This is a genomic window from Pseudomonas meliae (genome assembly GCF_001400515.1).
Taxonomy (GTDB): domain Bacteria; phylum Pseudomonadota; class Gammaproteobacteria; order Pseudomonadales; family Pseudomonadaceae; genus Aquipseudomonas; species Aquipseudomonas amygdali.
The window spans coordinates 1-3161 of sequence record NZ_LJQT01000264.1 but is presented as its reverse complement, the minus strand read 5'-3'; the positions used below and the strand labels follow the sequence as shown (position 1 = coordinate 3161).

Sequence of the window (3161 nt, the reverse complement as noted above, 5' to 3'; positions counted from 1 at the left end):
GCTCTTGAGGCGTTGCTGCATGATTGAGATGGCTTGTTGCTGATTCGCTGGTAGCCCTTCCGAAAGCTTGGTCTCAAGCCGCTCTTGCTCGTCCAGGAGAATCAGCCGGACATGTGCCGGTGTCTGAACGGGATGGTTACGGTCCGTAATGACCCACGTCTCCGCGTGTGCGAGGGTGATCTGGGCGGCCATGACCAAGCCCAGGAAGCCCAAAAGGCTACGTTTGGATCTGAAGCAATAGGTTCTGGAGGGAAGCATGTGGCAGTACCTGCAGATGGTGTCAGGTACAGGAAACGCGATTGATGAAGAGCCGTCAGTAGGAAACCGTTATCGGGACGGTTGGGGTTTGGTGGCGCCTGTCTGGGCCGTGCGCCTGCCATCGAGCAGCAGGCGCGGTAGCATTTTCTTATAACGCCGCATAAACACTGGTGGTAGGCTTTCCCGGAGGCCTGCTGCTGACTCTCTTTGGAACGACAGCGAATTTCCGCCAATCCTGATAGAGAGTTCCACTACAGCCAAGATCCTTAGTGCAACATACCTTCGACGTGGTCAAATCAAACACCTCATAGAGAGTGGCTTCGATGACAGGCCGCATGCCAGAGCGGACGTGCTGCTGCTTTGGCTCACTCACACAGCTGGCCTGCGCGTCACAGAGCTGGCCCAGCTTGAAACGTCGCTTTTACCGCCAAGCAATCAATCCCGGTCGAAAAACGCGATGGTCGCAGGTTGAGGCCATTTCGATTGCAGGTCGTTACAGCTAACCAGGGCCGGGCGACCAACGTTGCTGCAGATCGCGACGTATGACTTCGATCACCCATATCCATAGCAAGTGTCCAAAGGTTTCAGATGCCCATTCCGCTGGAGGAAGCTCTCAGAGCGGAGGAGCCCAGTGAAACATCGGTAAAAGTACCCCGTGAAAAGCCAGGGTTACAAGCATGCCAAAGCCAAAACCTTGCCAAACGGCAATACGCGGATACCTAAGCGCAGTCAGGCAATAGAAAATGGCGAAAAAAATGGAAAAGCTTTGGTGAATCAAGGCACTGCCATAATTCACCATGTGCTCGGAGTACACGTAGGTAAGCTGATTAGCGTTGATACCGAGCGAATCAAGCATCTCTAAAGGCGGGATTGGACGATCTGGTGTGCGAGGCGGAAATGGGATTTCCGTCCCCCACTTGACAAAGCTAGAAACGTTACCTGCAATTAAACCGGCCGCTGCCGCGACATAATATTCACGAGTTTTCAAGTCAACATCCTTTCCTTCGATAGACCAGGCTTGAGAGATCCAGATCCGCGCCCAGAGCGTTTCCTCAAAATAGAAGTACCCGACGGCTATTCGTATCACTATGATTTTAATAGGTAAATTATAAATATCGAAGCGATCTTATTCTGGGGCTGCACACGATTATACAAACTTTCTGGGGGGGTGTAACCCGGCGACCCCCCCCAAAAAAATATAGCGAGCTAAACCTATGAAGTGAGTACACCTATCGGCGCAGACTCTCCAGTAGTACAGTGCTAGCGTAACCGTCGGGTGGCAAATGCTGATCCTTCTGGTAAGCCCGGATGGCCGCCCGGGTCATCGCCCCTATCACACCGTCAGCAGTACCCAGGGAGTAGCCCTTAGCAGTCAGCAGTTTCTGCAAATCGGTTACCTGCGCAATGCTGCCCAAGGGAGGGTTATCAGTCGGCCACGGGTGAGACACGCCGGTCCCGCCAGCATAACTGTCGGCTAGTAGCCCGATCGTTAGCGCATAGGCAATGGAGTTGTTATAGCGCAGAATGCTACGGAAATTACTTAGGACCATAAATGCTGGCCCGCGATAACCAGCAGGCAGCAAGACCGATGCTTGCTCCTGTGCGAGCTCGCCCGGAATCGCGTGCGTCGTTCCCATCACCCCGAGCCGTTGCCATTCTGCAACGGGTTTCTTGATCGACATGTCAGCCTGAGCGTAATCGAAATTCTCGGGCAACTGCACCTCCTGTCCCCAAGAGATGCGCGAGTTCCAAGCACTGCGTTTTAAATAAGAGGCAGTGGAGGCCAGCGCATCGGCACGGGAACTCCAAACGTCGCGCCGATTGTCGTGGTTAAAATCAACTGCATAGTCAAGATAGGTCGTCGGGATGAATTGCGTCTGCCCCATCGCGCCAGCCCACGAGCCAATCAATTGCGCGCGAGCAATGTCTTTGTTTTGCAGGATATGAAGGGCGGCCATCAACTGTGTAGCCCCGTAATTCATCCGCCGGCCCTTGTAAGCAAGCGTGGCCAAGGAACGAATCACATCGCGACTACCAATATCCTTCCCGTAGCCGCTCTCAATACACCAGATGGCCGCGATAATCTTCGCATTCACACCGTAATGACGCTCTACCTCGTTCAAAACTGGCTCTTTTTGCAGAAGCTCCTGCCCTTGCTGGGTATTCTTCGGAGTCAGACGCTCAGACAAGTAATCCCAGATGGCCGTCGTGAACTCTGGTTGCGCCGTGTCCAACTGGTGCACAGTTGGGTCAAGCGTGATGTTTTGGAAGGCAAGATCGAGTGTGGCTGTGTCGATGCCCTTAGTAGTTGCATTGCTGCGGAAAGTAGCCAGCCATTGCTGAAAATCCGCCTCTGACGTGCTCTCGTTCTGCACGCCGGGAGTCATGTCTGTGGCGAAGCAAGCTGGCGCGGCTGATGCACATGCAAGCATAATGACTACCAGCGATGGAGTTATAACCCTGGAACGCATAGCTTTTACTCTCCTGTAAAGATTCCAATACGGTGCTTGTGAAGTGAAAGTGGCCTATGTGGTGCTTCTAACTTGGCGAGGTGTCGAGGTATTCTGCGCCAGCCTTATCAATGAAGAAGTGTGGACATTCCTGATTTGCATAATCTACATATCCTGTGTGCTGGGCCATTTGTTCATGTTGCGGGGCTATGCGTGGTCATCACTAAGCGTGAGGTTCCATCGGAAATTTCTATCAGCAATGCAAGTCCTGCACTATCACGCTATGTCGACAACGCGGAGCCCGCAGCATTCGGGGACAAACCTTACGGTCAGCACTTCCTGTAGGAAACAGGCCTTCTTACTCCTCTGTCTCCACTGCTTGGTAGTCACTCCGTCATGTCTGCCGGCTGAGCTGGTGACGGAGCATCTGTTTTTTCTAGGAGGGTGTAGACA

The 3161-nt window shown here is 53.1% G+C and carries 2 protein-coding genes and 1 pseudogene; all 3 read right to left on the bottom strand.

Annotated features, from left to right (window positions below; genetic code table 11):
- Window positions 1–258: DUF1525 domain-containing protein (locus ALO64_RS12275; RefSeq protein WP_157058653.1), on the bottom strand; the 258-nt coding region annotated here is incomplete at its 3' end.
- 499 nt (window positions 259–757) lie between these two features.
- Window positions 758–1246 (bottom strand): annotated as a pseudogene (locus tag ALO64_RS12270) (YagU family protein).
- Window positions 1247–1487: 241 nt separating this feature from the next.
- Window positions 1488–2729, bottom strand: a complete 1242-nt coding sequence (locus ALO64_RS12265; RefSeq protein WP_005758833.1) for a lytic murein transglycosylase — start codon at window positions 2727–2729, stop codon at window positions 1488–1490.
- Between the last annotated feature and the right edge of the window lie 432 nt (window positions 2730–3161).